General features: G+C 67.9%; 14 protein-coding genes. 9 read left to right on the top strand and 5 right to left on the bottom strand.

Going from position 1 to position 19,110, the window contains the following annotated elements; all coding sequences use genetic code 11:
* Positions 1–134 precede the first annotated feature (134 nt).
* Together putA and putP are read left to right on the top strand one after the other, a co-directional pair.
* Positions 135–3,317: a bifunctional proline dehydrogenase/L-glutamate gamma-semialdehyde dehydrogenase PutA gene (putA, locus tag HMPREF2914_RS05835; RefSeq protein WP_023092186.1), complete on the top strand. Its 3,183-nt coding sequence runs from the start codon at positions 135–137 to the stop codon at positions 3,315–3,317.
* 311 nt (positions 3,318–3,628) lie between these two features.
* Complete coding sequence (gene putP / locus HMPREF2914_RS05830; RefSeq protein WP_003085592.1) at positions 3,629–5,149, top strand: sodium/proline symporter PutP; 1,521 nt, start codon at positions 3,629–3,631, stop codon at positions 5,147–5,149.
* Between the two features lie 144 nt (positions 5,150–5,293).
* Here the strand turns inward: putP and HMPREF2914_RS05825 are convergent, their stop codons facing one another.
* Positions 5,294–6,223 (bottom strand): LysR substrate-binding domain-containing protein, encoded by a 930-nt coding sequence (locus HMPREF2914_RS05825; RefSeq protein ID WP_004348238.1) that lies wholly within the window; start codon positions 6,221–6,223, stop codon positions 5,294–5,296.
* Between the two features lie 126 nt (positions 6,224–6,349).
* On the opposite strand from HMPREF2914_RS05825, the gene azoR1 reads away from it, so the two are divergent.
* Genes azoR1 through HMPREF2914_RS05810 form a run of 3 tightly spaced genes read left to right on the top strand, consistent with a single transcriptional unit; the run spans position 6,350 to position 8,522 of the window.
* Positions 6,350–6,988 (top strand): FMN-dependent NADH-azoreductase AzoR1, encoded by a 639-nt coding sequence (gene azoR1, locus HMPREF2914_RS05820; RefSeq protein ID WP_023092185.1) that lies wholly within the window; start codon positions 6,350–6,352, stop codon positions 6,986–6,988.
* Between the two features lie 9 nt (positions 6,989–6,997).
* Complete coding sequence (locus tag HMPREF2914_RS05815) at positions 6,998–7,303, top strand: DMT family transporter (protein WP_023092184.1); 306 nt, start codon at positions 6,998–7,000, stop codon at positions 7,301–7,303.
* A 55-nt stretch (positions 7,304–7,358) separates the two neighbouring features.
* Positions 7,359–8,522 carry an AAA family ATPase gene (locus HMPREF2914_RS05810; protein WP_023092183.1) on the top strand — a complete coding sequence of 388 codons (1,164 nt, stop codon included), beginning with the start codon at positions 7,359–7,361 and terminating at the stop codon, positions 8,520–8,522.
* 4 nt (positions 8,523–8,526) lie between these two features.
* Here the strand turns inward: HMPREF2914_RS05810 and HMPREF2914_RS05805 are convergent, their stop codons facing one another.
* Complete coding sequence (locus HMPREF2914_RS05805; RefSeq protein WP_003140922.1) at positions 8,527–11,652, bottom strand: transglycosylase domain-containing protein; 3,126 nt, start codon at positions 11,650–11,652, stop codon at positions 8,527–8,529.
* Positions 11,653–11,806: 154 nt separating this feature from the next.
* Here HMPREF2914_RS05805 and HMPREF2914_RS05800 point away from each other — a divergent pair, with 154 nt between their 5' ends.
* The 3 genes from HMPREF2914_RS05800 (at position 11,807) to HMPREF2914_RS05790 (ending at position 14,424) form a co-directional block, all read left to right on the top strand.
* Complete coding sequence (locus tag HMPREF2914_RS05800) at positions 11,807–12,016, top strand: hypothetical protein (protein ID WP_009875978.1); 210 nt, start codon at positions 11,807–11,809, stop codon at positions 12,014–12,016.
* Positions 12,017–12,020: 4 nt separating this feature from the next.
* Positions 12,021–12,686, top strand: coding sequence for a class I SAM-dependent methyltransferase (locus HMPREF2914_RS05795; RefSeq protein WP_023092182.1), 666 nt, complete (start codon positions 12,021–12,023; stop codon positions 12,684–12,686).
* Between the two features lie 322 nt (positions 12,687–13,008).
* Positions 13,009–14,424: an amino acid permease gene (locus HMPREF2914_RS05790; RefSeq protein ID WP_023092181.1), complete on the top strand. Its 1,416-nt coding sequence runs from the start codon at positions 13,009–13,011 to the stop codon at positions 14,422–14,424.
* A 121-nt stretch (positions 14,425–14,545) separates the two neighbouring features.
* Here the strand turns inward: HMPREF2914_RS05790 and HMPREF2914_RS05785 are convergent, their stop codons facing one another.
* On the bottom strand, positions 14,546–15,361 hold the full coding sequence (locus HMPREF2914_RS05785) for a sulfite exporter TauE/SafE family protein (RefSeq protein ID WP_023092180.1): 816 nt from the start codon (positions 15,359–15,361) through the stop codon (positions 14,546–14,548).
* Between the two features lie 106 nt (positions 15,362–15,467).
* Between HMPREF2914_RS05785 and HMPREF2914_RS05780 the strand changes: the two genes are divergently transcribed.
* Positions 15,468–16,256 (top strand): AraC family transcriptional regulator, encoded by a 789-nt coding sequence (locus tag HMPREF2914_RS05780; protein ID WP_009875980.1) that lies wholly within the window; start codon positions 15,468–15,470, stop codon positions 16,254–16,256.
* Here the strand turns inward: HMPREF2914_RS05780 and prpD are convergent.
* Both prpD and prpF read right to left on the bottom strand, forming a co-directional pair.
* The gene (gene prpD, locus HMPREF2914_RS05775) at positions 16,234–17,718 is read right to left on the bottom strand and encodes a 2-methylcitrate dehydratase (RefSeq protein ID WP_003109750.1); all 1,485 of its coding nucleotides are present in this window, start codon (positions 17,716–17,718) and stop codon (positions 16,234–16,236) included. The genes HMPREF2914_RS05780 and prpD overlap by 23 nt on opposite strands.
* A gap of 134 nt (positions 17,719–17,852) precedes the next feature.
* On the bottom strand, positions 17,853–19,040 hold the full coding sequence (gene prpF / locus HMPREF2914_RS05770) for a 2-methylaconitate cis-trans isomerase PrpF (protein ID WP_023092179.1): 1,188 nt from the start codon (positions 19,038–19,040) through the stop codon (positions 17,853–17,855).
* Positions 19,041–19,110: the final 70 nt, after the last annotated feature.

Here is a 19,110-nt window from a genome sequence, read left to right as displayed (position 1 = left end):
CCCATACTGATCCGTATTCCCGCGCCACAGGACGTGCCGCGCCGCCGGCACAACCCGTCGGCGGCGGTGCCCCGGGCAATGGACGCCTGGCCGGACTTCTTTCAATAACAATGGCTCCACAAGAGGAGGGCGTGATGTTCAAAGCCAGTCACGTCTTGCAGGGCGAGGACCAGACCCGGTCCGCAGCCGAATTCTTCCCTGTCATCAGCGCCAACTACGCGGTCGACGAGGAAGCCTACCTGGGCGAACTGCTGCAGCTCGCCGACCCCGGTCCCGACGGCATCGAGGCTATCCGCCGCAACGCCCGCGCACTGATCGAAACCGTGCGCAGCCGGGACAACGCCGTCGATACCCTCGACGCACTCCTGCGCCAATACAGCCTGGACACCCAGGAAGGCCTGATGCTGATGTGTCTGGCCGAGGCGCTGTTGCGTGTGCCTGACGCGGCGACCGCCGACGCGCTGATCCGCGACAAGCTGTCCGCCGCCGACTGGCAGCGCCATCTCGGCCAGAGCGACAACGTTCTGGTCAATTTCGCCGCCTGGGGCCTGGTGATGACCGGCAAGGTGGTGAACATCGACGAACGCACCGACGGCCGCGCCCCGAGCGTCATCAGCCGGCTGGTGCAGCGCTCCGGCGAACCGGTGATCCGCGCCGCGATGAACCAGGCGATGAAGCTGATGGGCAAGCAGTTCGTGCTTGGCCGGACCATCTCCGAAGCGCTGAAGAACGGTCGTCCATGCCGCGAGCAGGGCTACACCTATTCCTTCGACATGCTCGGCGAGGCCGCGCTGACCGCCGCCGACGCCGAGAAATACATGGCCGACTACCGCCAGGCCATCGACACCGTCGGCGCCGAGCCGCAGGTCGGTCCGGGGCCGCGGCCGTCGATCTCGATCAAGCTCTCGGCGCTGCATCCGCGCTACGAAGTGGCGCAGCGCGAGCGGGTGCTCAGCGAGCTGTTCGCCAACGTCCTGGAACTGGCGGTGCGCGCGCGCAAGCTGAACGTCGGCATCACCATCGACGCCGAGGAAGCCGATCGCCTGGAGCTGTCCCTCGAACTCTACGAGAAGCTGATGCGCGACCCGGCCATCGCCGGCTGGGGCGAGTTCGGCCTGGTCATCCAGGCCTACTCCAAGCGCTGCCTGCCGGTGCTGGTATGGCTGACCCTGCTCGGCCGCGAGCTTGGCGCACGCATCCCGCTGCGCCTGGTGAAGGGTGCCTACTGGGACAGCGAGATCAAGCAGTGCCAGGTGCAGGGCGCCGATGGCTACCCCGTCTACACCCGCAAGGAAGGCACCGACACTTCCTACCTGGCCTGCGCCCGCTACCTGCTCAGCGAGCACACCCGCGAGGTGATCTACCCGCAGTTCGCCAGCCACAACGCCCACACCGTGACCGCCATCCTCGCCCTGGCCGACGAAGCCAGGGCCGCCGGCGGCGAGGAGCGCGACTTCGAGTTCCAGCGCCTGCACGGCATGGGCGACGCGCTGTACGACACGGTGATCGAGAAGTACCGCCGCAACGTGCGCATCTACGCCCCGGTCGGCGCGCACAAGGACCTGCTGCCGTACCTGGTCCGCCGCCTGCTGGAGAACGGCGCCAACTCTTCCTTCGTGCACAAGCTGGTGGACCCGCGCGTGCCGGTGGAGACGCTGATCCAGCACCCGGTTACCCAACTGCGCCAGTTCAAGACGCTGGCCAACGACCGTATCCCTCTGCCCCAGGCGATCTTCGGCGCCGGGCGGAAAAACTCCCAGGGCATCAACATGAACATCCAGAACCAGTGGAACGAGCTGGAGCTCGCCTACAAGCCGCACCTGACCCGCCAGTGGCAAGCCGCGCCGATCGTCAACGGCGAGAAACTTTCCGGCCCGGCCCACGAAGTGCGTTGCCCGTACGACCTGGAGAGGCTGGTCGGCAGCGTCCAGTACGCGTCCGCCGAGCAGGCCGGCAAGGCCCTCGACGTGTTGCAGGCGGCCTGGCCGCGCTGGAGCGCCACCCCGGTGGACGAGCGTGCCGGCATCCTCGAGCGTCTCGCCGACCTGCTGGAAGCCCAGCGCGGCGAGCTGATGGCGCTGTGCACCCTGGAAGCCGGCAAGTCGTTGCAGGACGGTATCGACGAGATCCGCGAGGCGGTCGACTTCTGCCGTTACTACGCCCAGCAGGCCCGCCAGCGCCTGGTCCGCGAGGAATTGCGCGGCCCGACCGGCGAGCGCAACGAACTGTTCTACGAAGGCCGCGGCATCTTCGCCTGCGTCAGCCCGTGGAACTTCCCGCTGGCGATCTTCCTCGGCCAGATCAGTGCCGCGTTGGTAGCCGGCAACACCGTGCTGGCCAAGCCGGCCGAGCAGACCAGCCTGATCGCCGCGCGCACCGTCGAACTGATGTTCGAAGCCGGCCTGCCGAAGGACGTTATCGCCTTACTGCCGGGCGACGGCGCCACCCTCGGCGGCGTGTTCTGCCGTGACGCGCGGGTCGCCGGGGTGGCCTTCACCGGCTCCACCGACACCGCCCGCATCATCAACCGCCAACTGGCCGAGAAGCCCGGCGCCATCGCCACCCTGATCGCCGAGACCGGCGGGCAGAACGCGATGATCGTCGATTCCACCGCTTTGCCGGAACAGGTGATCAAGGATGCGGTACAATCCGCGTTCACCAGCGCCGGCCAGCGCTGCTCCGCGCTGCGCGTGATGTACGTGCAGCAGGACATCGCCGAGCGGGTGATCGAGTTGCTCAAGGGCGCCATGGCCGAGCTGAAGGTCGGCCCGACCGACGTGCGCGTCAGCGACGTCGGCCCGGTGATCGACGCCGAGGCCAAGGCCGGCCTGGAGCAGCACATCGCCGCGCTGAAGGCCGCCGGCAAGCTGATCGCCGAGACCAAGGTGCCGGGCAACCTGAACGGTCACTTCGTCGCTCCCGTCGCGTTCGAGATCAGCGGCATCGACGAGCTGAAGAAAGAGAACTTCGGCCCGGTGCTGCACGTGGTGCGTTATGCCGCGCAGGACCTGGAAAAGGTCGTGCAGGCGATCAACGCCACCGGTTTCGGCCTGACCATGGGGGTCCATAGCCGCAACGAGGAAACCGCCCGTCGCATCGAAGAGCTGGCGCGGGTCGGCAACCTCTACATCAACCGCAACCAGATCGGCGCGGTGGTGGGCGTGCAACCGTTCGGCGGCCACGGGCTGTCCGGCACCGGTCCCAAGGCCGGCGGGCCGAACTACCTGCTGCGTTTCGTCAGCGAGCGCACCACGTCGGTGAACACCACCGCGGTGGGCGGCAACGCGTCGCTGCTGTCGCTGGCCGACGCCGAGTGATACTCCGTTCCCGGGCGCCTTGGCGCCCGGGTCGGTTTCCGGGGTTCGCCGTGGCGGACGCCGAGGGAAATGACCGCCGTTCCGGTGCGTGCCCGGAGCGGACCATAAAGGACGATTTTCCCTGCCCGACAGGGGAGGGATCGTGAGGCGTGGGCCTGTTCGGACTCGTTTGAGGCCACCCACGTTTCCGGCTTGCTCCGGCAAGCGCTCACGGAGTGACGCCACAAGCGCCATTCTGCCAACCAAGGGCCCGCTACCCGTTGCTTGCACACGCAAGGGCCCGGATAAAAACAAGCAATAGGGGAGTCCCTATGAGTGTCAATACGCCCACGCTGATCACCTTCGTGATCTACATCGCGGCCATGGTCCTGATCGGCCTGGCGGCATATCGCTCCACCAACAACTTCTCCGACTACATCCTCGGTGGCCGCAGCCTCGGCAGCTTCGTCACGGCGCTGTCCGCCGGCGCCTCCGACATGAGCGGCTGGCTGCTGATGGGCCTGCCCGGCGCGGTGTACCTGTCCGGCCTGTCCGAAAGCTGGATCGCCATCGGCCTGATCGTCGGCGCCTACCTCAACTGGCTGTTCGTCGCCGGCCGCCTGCGGGTGCAGACCGAGCACAACGGCAACGCGCTGACCCTGCCCGACTACTTCACCAACCGCTTCGAGGACAACAGCCGCCTGCTGCGGATCTTCTCGGCCCTGGTGATCCTGGTGTTCTTCACCATCTACTGCGCTTCCGGCATCGTCGCCGGTGCGCGCCTGTTCGAGAGCACCTTCGGCCTCTCCTACGAGACCGCGCTGTGGGCCGGCGCCGCGGCGACCATCGCCTACACCTTCATCGGCGGCTTCCTCGCGGTGAGCTGGACCGACACCGTGCAGGCCTCGCTGATGATCTTCGCGCTGATCCTCACCCCGGTGATCGTGATGCTCGCCACCGGCGGCGTCGAGCCGACCTTCACCGCCATCGAGCTGAAGGACGCGACCAGCTTCGACATGCTCAAGGGCGCCTCCTTCATCGGCGTGATCTCGCTGATGGCCTGGGGCCTGGGCTACTTCGGCCAGCCGCACATCCTGGCGCGCTTCATGGCCGCCGATTCGGTGAAATCGATCCCGGCCGCGCGCCGCATCTCCATGACCTGGATGATCCTCTGCCTCGGCGGCGCGGTGGCCGTGGGCTTCTTCGGCATCGCCTACTTCCAGGCGCATCCGGAGCAGGCCGGCGCGGTCAGCGACAACCCCGAGCGGGTGTTCATCGAGCTGGCCAAGATCCTGTTCAACCCGTGGGTCGCCGGCGTGCTGCTGTCCGCCATCCTCGCCGCGGTCATGAGCACCCTGAGCTGCCAGCTGCTGGTCTGCTCCTCGGCGCTCACCGAGGACTTCTACAAGGCCTTCCTGCGCAAGGGCGCCAGCCAGCTGGAACTGGTCTGGGTCGGTCGCGCCATGGTGCTGCTGGTGGCGGTGATCGCCATCTGGCTGGCCGCCAACCCGGAAAACCGCGTGCTCGGCCTGGTGTCCTATGCCTGGGCCGGCTTCGGCGCCGCTTTCGGCCCGCTGGTGCTGTTCTCCCTGCTGTGGAAGCGGATGACCCGCAACGGTGCGCTGGCCGGCATGATCGTCGGCGCAGCGACAGTGATCCTGTGGAAGAACCTGTTGGGCTGGACCGGCCTGTACGAGATCATCCCCGGCTTCCTCTTCGCCAGCGTCGCCATCGTCGTCTTCAGCCTGCTCGGCAAGGCGCCTTCGACGAGCATGCTCAAGCGCTTCGACGATGCGGAGCAGGAGTACCGCGAGGCGCACCAGGGTTCCGCCGCTCCGGTAACCCAGCGCTGATCGAGCCTGCGGGCGGGTGAAGCGCCCGCGCATGGAGACGGCCCGCCCCGCAAGGTGCGGGCCGTCGTTTTTTCCGGCGGCTGCTGCGCCTCTCCGCGCAGGACGGATAACGGCAGCCGCGTTGTCCCTGTCCCGCCGCGCCGCTCAGGCGTCCCGCTCCAGCCGGCAAGCGTGCCCCGACTGTCGTGCCTCCAGCCTCAGCCATTCGAAGAATGCCTTCACCGGCGGATGACGTTCCCGTCCGGGCACGCATAGCGCGCTGTAGCCGGCGCCGTCGACACTGATATCCGCTCTGTAGGGTTGCAGCAGGCCGCTGGCGACGCTTTCCGAAACCAGGATCGAACTGGCCAGCACCAGTCCCTGGCCGGCGATGGCCGCCTGCAGGGCATAGTGCTCCTCGTCGTACTGGCGGATCACCGGCTGGCCCTCCATCCAGTCTTCGCCGGCCTGCGCGCACCAGGCCTCCCAGCCGTGGGCGTAGAGCCTGGAGTTGTGCCAGCGCACGCTGATCAGGGTCGGCTGCCGTTCTCCGGCCAGGGCGACCTGGGCCGGCGAGCCGTAGACCGCGAAGCATTCGTCGAACAGGCAGAGACCGTAGAAGTTCGGGTAGTCGTCGAGGCTGTAGCGGATCACCAGGTCGATGCTGGCGTCCTGGTGCAGGTCGAGGACTTCGCAGTTCGTGTCCAGGCGCAGGTTGATCTGCGGGTGCGCGGCGTAGAAGCGGCCGAGACGCGGCACCAGCCAGAGGGCGGCGAAGGCCGGGGTGGTGGAGACCGTCAGGTTGCCGCCGCTGCGCTGCGGACGCAGGGTGTCGACGCTCTGCGAAATTTCCAGCAGGGCCCCGTGCAGGCTGCGGAACAGCCGTTCGCCGCAGTCGGTCAGGCGCACTTTCCGTGGCAGACGCTGGAACAGCGGAACGCCGAGCCAGGCTTCCAGCGAACGGATCTGGTGGGAAACCGCGGTTGGCGTTACCGCAAGCTCCTCGGCGGCGGCCTTGAAGCTCGACTGGCGGGCCGCCGATTCGAAGGTGCGCAACGCGGTCAGCGGCAGGGAAGCGAACATGGGAATCTCCATGGGTGAACTGAATTCACCCTGAACAACTATTGCTCATTTGTCGGGAACCCCCGCTGCCAATAATTTCTGGCTCCAGGAGAAGGGCCTTGAGGCCATTCGAGTCTAGCCGAATCCAAGGAGATACAGATGAGTAGAATTCTTGCAGTGCATGCCAGCCCGCGAGGCGATCGCTCGCAATCCCGGCGTCTCGCCGAGGTTTTCCTGGCGACCTATCGCGAAGCCCATCCGCAGGCCCGCGTGGCTCGCCGCGAAGTCGGCCGGGTACCGCTTCCGGCGGTCACCGAGGCCTTCGTTGCCGCCGCCTTCCATCCCCAGCCGGAACAGCGTTCGCTGGCGATGCAGGCCGATCTGGCGCTGAGCGACCAACTGGTCGGCGAACTGTTCGACAGCGACCTGCTGGTGATCTCCACGCCGATGTACAACTTCAGCGTGCCCAGCGGCCTGAAGGCCTGGATCGACCAGATCGTGCGCCTCGGGGTGACCTTCGATTTCGTCCTCGACAATGGCGTCGCCCAGTACCGGCCGCTGCTGCGCGGCAAGCGTGCGCTGATCGTCACCAGTCGCGGTGGCCATGGCTTCGGCCCGGGCGGCGAGAACCAGGCGATGAACCACGCCGATCCCTGGTTGCGCACCGCGCTGGGTTTCATCGGCATCGACGAGGTCACGGTGGTCGCGGCGGAAGGCGAGGAATCCGGCGGCAGGTCCTTCGAGGACTCCTGCGCCGAGGCGGAACAGCGCCTGCTGGCGCTGGCGCGGTCGGCCTGAGGAGCCGCCATGGCCTGGTTCCATCTGCTGGTGGCGGCGGCCTTCGAGGTCGCCTTCGCCATGGGCATGAAGTTCTCCAACGGCTTCGGCAGGCTCTGGCCATCGCTGCTGACGGTGGTCGCGGCGATCGGCGGGATCTATTTCCTGACCCTGGCGCTGCGCGAGTTGCCGGTCAGCGTCGCCTATCCGATCTGGACCGCGATCGGTTCGCTGGGCACGGTGTTCCTCGGCGTCCTGCTGCTTGGCGAGAGCCTGACGGCGGTGAAGCTGATTTCTGTCGGGTTGATCGTCGCCGGGGTGGCCGTGCTCAAGTAAGCGATGCGGCATTTGGCCTACAATCGGCCGCGTTTCCGTTCCTTCGAGAGCAGCCATGCTGACCACCCTGGCGGTGTCCAACTACCGCACCCTGCGCGACCTGGTGATGCCGCTGCGGCGCCTGAACCTGATCACCGGCGCCAACGGCGCCGGCAAGTCCAACGTCTACCGGGCCTTGCGCCTGCTGGCGGACAGCGCGCGCGGCGAAGTGATCCCGTCGCTGGCGCGCGAGGGCGGCCTGCCATCGACCCTGTGGGCGGGACCGGAGGACATCAGCCGGGCCATGCGCAGTGGCGCCCAGCCGATCGAAGGCAGCGTGCGCCGGCAGTCGGTGAATCTGCGCCTGGGCTTCGCCGGGGAGGATTTCGGTTATTGCATCGACCTCGGCCTGCCGGAGCCAAGCCAGAGCAAGTTCGGTCTCGACCCGGTGATCAAGCGCGAATGCATCTGGGCCGGCCCGTTCCTGCGCCCGGCCAATGTCCTGGTCGACCGTCGCGGGCCGTTGTTGCGCGCACGCGGCGGCGGCGGTCGCTGGGAAGTGGCGGCGCAGCACCTCGCCACCTTCGACAGCATGCTGGGCGCGGCGGTGGACCCGCGACAGGTGCCGGAACTGCTCGGCCTGCGCGAGCGGATCCGCTCCTGGCGCTTCTACGACCATTTCCGCAGCGACGCCGAGGCACCGGCGCGGCGTCCGCAGATCGGCACCCATACGCCGGTGCTGGGCGCCGACGGCGCCGACCTGGCCGCGGCCCTGCAGACCATCCGCGAGATCGGCGATGCGGCGGCGCTGGACGAAGCGGTGGACGATGCCTTTCCCGGCAGCCGCCTGCACATCGACAACCCGGGAGGGCGCTTCGACGTGCTGATCGAGCAGCCCGGCCTGCTGCGGCCGCTGCGCACCGCGGAGCTGTCGGACGGCACCCTGCGCTACCTGCTGTGGATCGCCGCGCTGTTGTCGCCGCGGCCGCCGGCGCTGCTGGTGCTCAACGAACCGGAAACCAGCCTGCATCCCGACCTGCTGCCGGCCCTCGGGCGCCTGGTCGGCCAGGCCGCGCAGCACTCCCAGGTGCTGGTGGTGTCGCACGCCGCGCGGCTTGTCGCGACGCTCGAAGAACACCCGGAATGCCATTCGCTGGGGCTGGAGAAGGACTTCGGCGAGACCCGCATCCAGGGGCTGCGCGAGCTGGACCGGCCGGCCTGGTACTGGCCGGTGCGCTGAACCGCTACAGGCGGCCGATCTGTTGCGGCGACAACGGTACCTGGCAGCGGGTGGCGGTGCGTGGGTCGAGGTAGTCCCTGAGGAGCGGTGCCATGCCCTTGAGTACCTGCACCGGCAGGGCCGAGGTGAACTTGAACTGGCTCGACTCGCTGCCGTCGACGTAGGCGGTGAGGGTACCGAAGTGCCGCGGGCCGATGTAGAAGACGAAAGTGGCGGTGCGGTTCAGTGCCTTCGAACTGCGCACGTGGCCGCCGGCGCTGAAGGTCTGCAGGCGGTTGTCGCCGGTGCCGGTCTTGCCGCCCATCACCAGCGGTGCGCCGTCCGGACGGCTGAAGGTGCCTTGCAGGCGCCGCGCGGTGCCGGCGTCGACCACCTGGGACAGCGCGTTGCGCAGGGTGGCGGCGACCTCCGAGGTCATCACCCGCTGGCCGAGGGTGGCTTCCGGGGCGAAGCGCGTCTCGTAGGGCGTACCCAGGGCGAAGTCGAGGTGCTCCAGGCGCAGGGTCGGCATGCGCACGCCATCGTTGACGATGATCCCCATCAGTTCGGCCAGCGCCGCCGGGCGGTCGCCGGAGCTGCCCAGGGCGGTGGCGTAGGACGGCACCAGGTGATCGAAGGGATAGCCGAGTTTCTTCCATTGCTGGTGCAGGTCGAGGAAGGCCTCCACCTCCAGCAGGATGCGGATGCGCTTGTCGCGGGCGTTCTTGTGCCGCGACTTGAACAGCCAGCCGTAGACCTCCTTGCGCTCGGCGCCGCTGGCCGCCACCGCCTCGCCGAAGGTCGCCTGCGGCTGCTTCTGCAGATAGCCGAGCAGCCATAGCTCCAGCGGGTGCACGCGGGCGACGTAGCCCTGGTCGTTGAGGTTGAACTTGCCCGGGCCGTAGCGCTCGTACAGCTCGGCGGCGCGCTTGTCGGTCAGGCTGCCGCGGGGCAGGCGTTCGCGGAGGAAGGCGCTGAAGCTCGCCAGGTCGGCCTGTGGCTGCAGGTAGCGATGGATCGCAGCCAGCCGCACCGGCCAGGGACGCAGGCCGTCGAGGAAGGTCTCCAGGCGCTGGTTGGCGTCCTTGTCGCGGTACTTGACCCAGAAGCGGCGCAGGTAGACCTGGCTTTCCTTGTCGACGAAACGGTCGAGGTAGTCGGCGCGGCGCGGGTCCTTGTCGTCGGCCAGCAATTGCACCTTGCTCCCGGCGTTCTGGTAGATGTCGTGGCGGATCAGGTCGCGCAGCAGGCGCACGAAGGGCAGGTTGATCGATTCGCGCAGGGCTTCCAGCAGCATCGGCCGGCGGCCGTTGTCTTCCTTGCGGAAGTTGTTGAAGGTGTGCAGCCCGCCGCCGGTGAAGAAGCTCTCGTAGGGGCTGGCCGAATAGCGCCGTTCCATGGCCGCCTGGAGCATCGCGGAAAGATCGCGGTCGCGGCTGGCGACCAGGTGGTCGATGCCCCAGCGGAGGATGAAATCGAGCGGCTCCACTTCCACCTTGCGCAGCTCGGCGACGCTCATGCCGCCATAGTCGCGGTGGATCTGCGCGACGGTCTCCAGGTAGCTGGCCAGCACCCGTAGCTTGGCGGTGGAGCCCAGCTCCAGCTTGCTGCCTTCGTTGATGTCGAAGGGCTGGTCGGTGTTGTCGGTCTGCACCCGCACCTGGTTGCCGCTCGGCGTACGTTCGAACAGGGTGAAGCTGTAGCGTACCGAGCGGGTCGAGGTCGGGGTCAGCAGGCGTTCGCCGATCAGCCCGAGTTGGGCGGCGTAGTCCGGGTCGGCGAGTTTCTGCAAGTAGGCGGTGACGCTTTCCTGCAACTCGTGCTGGAGGGTGGTATTGGCCCGCAGGTCGAGACGGTCGAGGTCGTACAGTGGCACGCCGAGCATCCCGGCCAGGCGGGTGCGAGCCAGGGTCACGCCCTTGTTGGTCGGCAGCGGTTGCACCGTCGGCTGGCTGCGTGGGTCGCGGAACGCCAGCTTCTGCGCCAGCGCCGCATCGCGTAACGGCGCCTCGATGACGCCGGCCTGGGTCAGGACCCGCAGGTGGCTGTCGGTCATCCGGTCCAGCTCGTCGCGGCCGCGCGGCGCCAGATAGAAGGAAGGCCGGCGGTGGGCGATCATCAGCGCCAGCACCTGGCGCAGGGCCAGGCCCTGGGCGGCGAGTCCGGCCTTGCCGTCGAGGGCCTCGCCGACCTGCCGGTAGTCGGCGCCGTACCAGACCCACAGGCCATCGGCCAGGCCGGTGACCTCGCCGTAGCCCGGCGCCGCCGATAGCGGCACCGAGTTGAGGTAGGTGAGCACGATGTCCTGGCGCGCGGCGAAGTTGGCCGGGCCTTCGCGATAGCTGCGTACGCTGGCCGAGAGCATCTGCCGCAGCTTGTCGCCGATGCTGCCGGTGCGCCCTTCGGCAGAGTGGCGGTATTTCTCGATCTGGGTCGCCAGGGTGCTGCCGCCGGAGGAGTGCGCGCTGAAGCCGAGCATCTTGCCGACCTGCGACAGCGCCGCCTGGGTGAAGCGACCCCAGTCCACCGCCGGGTTGAGGTAGGGGCGTTCGTGATCGAGCAGGTCGCGGTTCTCGATGAACAGCAGGCTCTGCACCGCCAGCGGCGGCAGGCTGGCGAAGTTCGCGTAGCGCCGTTGCGGATAGCGGAAGTCGTAGATCGGCACGCCGCGGCAATCGGCGATGTCCAGCCCGGCCTGGGCCTTTTCCGCGTAGGGCGGGAACAGCCGGTGTTCGGCGTAGCGCATCAGCGCCGGGGAGAAGTGCGCCTGGCGGGTGATGGCGTAGTCGCGGTCGTACAGGCGCTGCATGAACGAAGGCAGCAACTGGTAGCCGAGGCGGCGGTCGAAGGGGCCGTCCGCCGGGAACAGGATGGCCTCGCTGGGACCCTGGCGCACCTCGTAGTCCAGGGTCGCGGCGTAGCGTGCCAGCTCGCGTGCCTGCAGCCGCGAGGTGTGCGCTTCGTGAAGTACCACGATGCCCACCGCGGCGAGGATCGGCAAGGCGAAGCCGATCAGCATCAGGCGTTGGCGGAGACGGCTTTTTCGAGGAGAAGCGGAGGCAGGGAGACTGCAGGGTTGCAGCTCGGAAGGGTCGTTCGTGGATCGTTCTGATGCACCCATGCTCGCACCGCCTGTAGCTGCGCAATTCATCCGCACCTGGGGGGAAGTCTAGTTGTCCCGCTGCAACCCTGCTGTCATTCGTGCAAGGAAAATCTCCCCGGCGGCAATCGGACGACCGAGGATTGGAGCGGCGTGGCGCAGGGGTTAGAGTGTCTGTCTGAGTTCCTTGTGTTTCGGGTCCGGAATGTCGATGCGCACACTTTTCCCCCTTCTCGTCGGTGTCGTCCTGGCGGGTTTCTCCGGCCTCGCGGCGCAGGCCGCGCCGGCGCCCTTCTACAAATGGCAGAGTAAGCTCGACGGCCAGGTCGCCTGCATGCAGACCTCGCCGGGAGACGGCTGGGTCAGGCTCGACGGCCCCTACCGCGACCTCCGCTGCCGCGAACCCCTGCGCTGACCCCATGGAGCGCAGCCGACGGCTCGAACGCAGCTGGCGCGGCAATGCCGAGGCCTGGGCTCGCGCCGTGCGCGAGGGACGCCTGGAAAGCCGCCGCCAGGCCACCGACGACGCGATTCTCCAGGCGCTGCGCCAGCGCGCGCCGCGGCGCCTGCTGGATATCGGCTGCGGCGAGGGCTGGCTGTGCCGGGCGCTGGCCGGCGAGGTCGGCGAATGCGTCGGCATCGACGCCTCGCCGGAACTGATCGAACTCGCCCGCGCTGCGGGCGGAGGTAGCTTCCGGCGCCTGGCCTACCGCGAGCTGGATGCGGCCTCGGGGCTCGGTCGTTTCGACGCCCTGGTGTGCAATTTCTCCCTGCTCGACGAAGACCTTGCCGGTTGCCTGGCGGCCTGGCCGGCGCTGCTGGAAAGCGGCGGCGAGTTGCTGATCCAGACCCTGCATCCCTGGGCCGCCGGCGACGAGGACTACCGCGACGGCTGGCGCGAGGAGCGCTTCGACGGCTTCGGCGAAGGCTTCCGCGACAGCATGCCCTGGTATTTCCGCACCCTGGAGTCCTGGCTGGCGCTGCTCGACGGCAGCGGCTGGCGCCTGCGGGGCCTGAGCGAAACCGTCCATCCCCGGCTCGGCAGGCCGCTGTCCCTGTTGCTGCGGGCGGGACTCGCCGAGTGAAACCTTTCAGCCCCGCAATGGGCGTTGCAGAGCGCTTACGCCTTTGGTCCAGTTGCCCTGTTGCGGGGCATGACGGCCTCGAAATCTTGTGTAAAACTCCGGCCCGACCTCAGTTGTAGTCGACTCCCGCAATGCCCACGTTCGCTCCACGAGAGCGGACAGCCTCTTCCGGTGTGCAGTCCTGGAACCTATGACGCCCCGTCGTCGCCCGCTGTGCGGTATCGCGCAGGGGCCGCGCCGTTGGTGAAATCCGCTTCCCTACCCCGACCGCACGAGCGAGTCCGCAACTGATCTATCTCAATAACAAAATGAGGTTGTTCCCATGTCGTCTGTCGGCGAACAGAAGGTTCAAGACGGCTCCCTGAAGCGCGAGCTCGGTGAGCGACACATCCGCCTGATGGCGCTCGGCGCCTGTATCGGCGTCGGCCTGTTCCTGGGCTCGGCGAAGGCCATCCAGATGGCCGGCCCGGCCATCATGATCTCCTACATCCTCGGCGGCCTGGCGATCCTGGTGATCATGCGCGCCCTCGGCGAGATGGCGGTACACAATCCGGTGGCCGGTTCCTTCAGCCAGTACGCCAAGGATTACCTGGGCCCGCTGGCGGGCTTCATCACCGGCTGGAACTACTGGTTCCTCTGGCTGGTGACCTGTGTCGCCGAGATCACCGCCGTCGCCGTCTACATGGGCATCTGGTTCCCCGACGTGCCGCGCTGGATCTGGGCCCTGGCGGCCCTGGCGAGCATGGGCACGATCAACCTCATCGCGGTGCGTGCCTTCGGCGAGTTCGAGTTCTGGTTCGCCCTGATCAAGATCGTCACCATCCTGGCGATGGTGGTGGTCGGCATCGGCATGATCGTCTTCGGCTTCGGCAACGACGGCATCGCCACCGGCATCTCCAACCTCTGGGCCCACGGCGGCTTCATGCCCAATGGCATCCAGGGCGTGCTGATGTCGCTGCAGATGGTGATGTTCGCCTACCTCGGGGTGGAAATGATCGGCCTCACCGCCGGCGAAGCGCGTAACCCGACCAAGACCATTCCCAGCGCGATCAACTCGGTGTTCTGGCGCATCCTGCTGTTCTATGTCGGCTCGCTGTTCGTGATCATGTCGCTCTATCCGTGGAACGAGATCGGCACCCAGGGCAGCCCCTTCGTGATGACCTTCGAGCGCATGGGCATCAAGACCGCCGCCGGGATCATCAACTTCGTGGTGATCACCGCCGCACTGTCGTCCTGCAATGGCGGCATCTTCAGTACCGGGCGCATGCTCTACAGCCTGGCCCAGCATCGCCAGGCCCCGGCCTTCTTCGGCAAGGCCTCGCGCAGCGGCGTACCGCGCCGGGCGCTGATCCTGTCGATCCTGGCGCTGCTGCTGGGCGTGTTGCTGAACTACCTGGTGCCGGAGAAGGTGTTCGTCTGGGTGACCTCCATCGCCACCTTCGGCGCGATCTGGACCTGGGCGATGATCCTGCTGGCCCAGTTGCGCTTCCGCAAGACGCTCAGCCCGGCCGAGTGCGACAAGCTGCAATACCGCATGTGGCTGTACCCGCTCAGTTCCTACCTGGCGCTGGCGTTCCTGGTGATGGTGGTGGTGCTGATGGCCTTCTTCGAGGACACCCGCATCGCCCTCTACATCGGCCCGCCGTTCATCCTGCTGCTGACCGTCCTGTACTACGCCTTCAACCTGGCGCCGAAGGAGCCTGCCGGCGCCGGCGCGGTAAGCCGCGCGGCGTCCTGAGCGGTGTAGCGCCGGAAAGGAAGAAGGGCCTCGGACGAGGCCCTTTTTTCGTTGCGCCGATATCCGGCCCGGTGCGGCGGATAACGCCGTTGGCGTTATTCGCCCTACCCAGGCTGGGGCATCAGCCCGCCAGCATGCTCAGCATCACCGCCGCCAGCAGGCCGACGTACACCCGTGCATGCAGCGCATCGGGAATCCGCCCGATCAGCGGGGTCGCCAGGCGGATGCCGAGCCAGCCGCCGCCGGCCAGGGTGGCGAAGGCCAGCAGGTCGATGTAGCCGACGAAGCCTCGGCCCAGGCCTTGCTCCTGGTAGCCGGCCAGGACCAGGTAGGTAAGGGTGCCGCCAAGAGCCACCGGCAGGCTCAGCGGGTTGGCCATGGAGGTCGCCTGGGTCATGCTCAGCCCGCAGCGGCGCAGCAGCGGTACGGTCATCACGCTGCCTCCGACGCCGAGGAAGGTGGCGATCGCACCGATCAGCATTCCGCCCAGGCGCGTCTCGCCGACACCCAGCGGCCGCGCCTGGCGCTCCTCGGCGCGGCTGAGGAAGCCGCGGCGCAACAGGCAGTCGAGGATGGTGATGGCGAGGTAGGCGACGAAGGCCAGGCGGATGAAGTCGCCGCTGGCCAGGCCGACCAGCGCCGCGCCGAGCACCGCGCCGACACCGATGTACGCGCCCAGCGGCCAGACATAGGCGCGCAGCAGGCTGCCGGCGCGCCGGTGGCGATAGGTGGCGAGGGCGGCGTTGACGATCATCACGCAGGTCGAGGTGGCCACCGCGACCTGCATGGCCGCCTGGGCCAGCGGGTCGTCGGCGGCGCGACCGAGTTGCAGCAGGTGATAGAGCAGCGGCACCACCACGAAGCCGCCGCCAAAGCCGAACAACACGGCGCTGACCCCGGTGAGGCAGCCGCAGAGAAAGAGCAGGAGATAGAACATGGCGGGTTTCCGGAGCGAGAGCGGAAGGCCAGCTTAGGTGTCCCGGGGTTGGCCCGCTTTGCGAGGTTGGCCAATACTATTCGCCTTTCGGCCAGGTACTTCGACCATGCGCAACGCTTCCATCGAGCAGTACGACGCCACGCCCCGGGCCGTGGTGGCCATGGGTACCGACTATCCCGACGGCTACCTGCTGCCGCGCCATCGGCACCGTCGCGCGCAATTGCTGTACGGTGCCAGCGGGGTGATGCAGGTGCGTACCGGCGACGCCGGCTGGGTGGTGCCGCCACAGCGCGCAGTGTGGATTCCGCCGGGCGTCGAGCATGAGGTGCGAATGCTCGGGGTGAGCACCCGCAGCCTGTACATCGAGCCCGGCAGCGCCACGGCGATGCCGGCGCACTGCCAGGTGCTGGCGGTGTCGCCGTTGCTGCGGCAACTGTTGCTGGCGGCGGTGGACATGCCCCTGGAATACGACACCGAAGGTCGCGACGGCGCGCTGGCGACGCTGTTGCTCCATGAGCTGGCGGCGGCCGAGACGCTGCCGCTGCACGTGCCCTTGCCGCCCGAGCCGCGCTGGCTGGCGCTTTGCGAGGCGTTCCTCGTCGAGCCCGACATCCGCGCCAGCGCCGAGCGCTGGGCCGGGCTGCTGCATACCAGCCTGCGCAGTTTCAACCGCACCTTCCGTCGCTACACCGGCCTCAGCTTCGGGGCCTGGAAGCAGCGCGCCTGCGTGGTGCAGGCACTGGCGCGGCTGGCCGGCGGCGAAACGGTCACCGCCATCGCCCTGGACTGCGGCTACCAGAGCCCGGCAGCCTTCTCGACCATGTTCCGCCGGGTCCTCGGCCAGCCGCCCAGCGCCTTCCAGGCGGGCGCGCTCAGATCGCCAGGAGGTCCATGAAGCGGTTCACCGGCGTGGCTTCCAGTGACGCCTGGTGGCTGCACAGGTCGAAGATCCTCTGGCAGCGCTGCGGCGGGAAGCGCGTGGCCAGGTTGGCCTTGAACTTCTCCTGCAGCAGCGGAATGCCCTCGGCGCGCCGGCGGCGATGGCCGAGCGGGTACTCCACGGCGACCTGGCCGGTGCTGCTGCCGTCGTCGAAGAACACTTCCACGGCGTTGGCGATGGAGCGCTTGTCCGCCTCCAGGTATTCACGGCTGTAGCGCGGCTCCTCGACGATCTCCATTTTCTCGCGCAAGCGGTCGATCAGCGGGTGGGCGGCGTGGAAAGCGTCCTCGTAGTGCTCGGCCACCAGGTCGCCGAAGATCAGCGGCACGGCGGTCATGTACTGCAGGCAATGGTCGCGGTCGGCGGGGTTGGCCAGCGGGCCGACCTTGGAAATGATGCGGATCGCCGACTCGTGGGTGGTGATGACGATGCGGCTGATCCGTTGCAGGCGGTCCTTCACCAGCGGATGCAGGCGCACGGCGGCCTCGGCGGCGGTCTGCGCGTGGAATTCGGCGGGGAAGCTGATCTTGAACAGCACGTTTTCCATCACGTAGCTGCCGTAGCCCTGGGGGAAGCTGAAGCGCCGCTTGTCCTCGGGCTTGGTCGCCAGGTCCTTGCTGGTGTGGCTGAACAGGACATCGTAGAAACCCCACTGCGGCGCGCTGAGCACGCCGGGGATGCCCATCTCGCCGCGCAAGGCGATGTCCGCCAGGCGTACGCCGCGGCTCGTCGCGTCGCCAGCGGCCCAGGACTTGCGCGAGCCGGCGTTCGGTGCGTGACGGTAGGTGCGCAGGGCCTGGCCGTCGACGAAGGCGTGGGAGAGGGCGGCCAGCAGTTGCTCGCGGTCGGCCCCCATCAGCTTGGCGCAGACGGCGGTGGACGCGACCTTGACCAGCAGCACATGGTCGAGGCCGACGCGATTGAACGAGTTCTCCAGGGCGATCACGCCCTGGATCTCGTGGGCCATGATCATCGCTTCCAGTACCTGGCGCATGCTCAGCGGCGCTTCGCCGTTGGCCAGGCGTTTCTGCGAGAGGTGGTCGGCGACGGCGAGGATGCCGCCGAGGTTGTCCGAGGGATGGCCCCACTCGGCGGCCAGCCAGGTGTCGTTGTAGTCCAGCCAGCGGACGATGCAGCCGATGTCCCAGGCGGCCTTGACCGGGTCGAGCCGGAAGGAGGTGCCCGGCACCCGCGCGCCGTGCGGGACCAGGGTGCCCTCGACCAGCGGGCCGAGGTGCTTGGTGCATTCCGGGAAGCGCAGCGCCAGCAGGCCGCAGCCGAGGGTATCCATCAGGCAGTTGCGGGCGGTGTCCAGGGCCTCCGCGGAATCGATGCGGTAGTCCAGCACGTAGTCGGCGATGTCCTGCAGGACGGCGTCGTAGTCGGGACGTTGGTTGAGATCGACGTTGGCACTCATCGCGTACTCCAGTGGTTCGTAAGTGGTGGGTTTCCTCTCGGGTCAGGCTGGTTCGGGGATGGTTTTTCTTGTCGTGGCTGCAAGACGCCCCGGCCTTTCGCGGTGGCGGAAGGCCGGAGCAAGGATAGGTCGGTTCAGAAGGCCTCGCCGGGTACGCGCACCCAGCCTTCCATGAGGATTCGCGCGCTGCGGCTCATGATCGCCTTGGTCACCGTCCATTCGCCGTTCGCCTGGCTGGCCTCGGCGCCCACTCGCAGGGTGCCGGAGGGATGGCCGAAGCGTACCGCGCTGCGTTCGCCGCCGCCGGCGGCGAGGTTCACCAGGGTGCCGGGAATGGCCGCGGCGGTGCCGATGGCCACCGCCGCGGTACCCATCATCGCGTGGTGCAGCTTGCCCATGGACAGCGCGCGGACCAGCAGGTCGATATCGCCGGCCGCCACCAGCTTGCCGCTGGCGGTGCGGTAGTCGCGGGGCGGGGCGACGAAGGCGATCTTCGGCGTGTGCTGGCGGGTCGCGGCTTCCTCGGGGGTCTTGATCAGGCCCATGCGCAGGGCGCCGGCGACGCGGATCCGTTCGAAGCGCGCCAGTTGCTGCGGGTCGCCGTTGATCTCTTCGCGCAGCTCGGTGCCGCGGTAGCCGATGTCCTCGGCATTGACGAACACCGTGGGAATCCCGGCGTTGATCATGGTCGCCTTGAAGGTACCGACCCCCGGCACCTCCAGGTCGTCCACCAGGTTGCCGGTGGGGAACATGGCGCCGCCGTCCTCGCCGTCCTCGGACGGGTCGAGGAACTCCAGCACGATCTCGGCCGCCGGGAAGGTCACTCCGTCCAGTTCGAAGTCGCCGGTTTCCTGGACTTGGCCGCCGCTCACCGGCACGTGGGCGATGATGGTCTTGCCGATATTGGCCTGCCAGATGCGCACCTCGCAGATGCCGTCTTCCGGTATCCGCGCCGGATCCACCAGCCCGGCGTGCAGGGCGAAGGCGCCGGCCCCGGTGGAGAGGTTGCCGCAGTTGCCGCTCCAGTCGACGAAGGGCTTGTCGATGGAGACCTGGCCGTAGAGGTAGTCGACGTCATGGCCCGGCTGGCTGCTCTTCGAGAGGATCACGCACTTGCTGGTGCTGGAGGTGGCGCCGCCCATCCCGTCGATGTGCGCGGCATAGGGGTCGGGACTGCCGATCACCCGCATGAACAGCCGGTCGCGCGCCTCGCCGGGGACCCGGCAGGATTCCGGCAGGTCTTCCAGGCGGAAGAACACGCCCTTGCTGGTGCCGCCGCGCAGGTAGGTGGCGGGGATGCGGATCTGGGGTGGGTGGGCCATGCGTCGTCGTCCTCGGCAATCGAATTCAAGGGCAGCGGCTGCGTTCGACAGCCGCTGCCGGTCGTCGGCG

This window comes from Pseudomonas sp. HMSC067G02, from assembly GCF_001813485.1.
GTDB classification, from domain to species: Bacteria; Pseudomonadota; Gammaproteobacteria; order Pseudomonadales; family Pseudomonadaceae; genus Pseudomonas; species Pseudomonas aeruginosa.
This window is presented reverse-complemented; position numbering and strand designations above follow the sequence as displayed.